A 232-nucleotide genomic window follows, 5' to 3' on the forward strand; every position below is an offset into this window, starting at 1 on the left:
GACTAAACCAACGATGTCTGGTGTTTTCATGTTCTGTACAATCGATTCAGCAAGTTTGCCTGTTTTCTCTTCCCCAACACCAGGATAGTAGTTTTCAATGATATAAGAAGCAACAGTTAGATCGCCTTCTGATGACTCCAGGTTCGTTACTTCACGTTCTGTATTACCATCAATCACAGATGGGAATGTTCCCGTCGGACGGATTTTGAAATTACTGTAATCGTAGCTCACG

The 232-nt window shown here is 41.8% G+C and carries 1 protein-coding gene; it reads right to left on the minus strand.

Annotated features, from left to right (window positions below):
• Positions 1–232, minus strand: a 232-nt coding sequence (locus Q4550_RS24230; protein WP_303536828.1) for a hypothetical protein, incomplete at both ends; no start/stop codon positions are given.

The sequence above is a fragment of the Anaerobacillus sp. 1_MG-2023 genome, from assembly GCF_030547345.1.
GTDB lineage: Bacteria > Bacillota > Bacilli > Bacillales > Guptibacillaceae > Guptibacillus > Guptibacillus hwajinpoensis_B.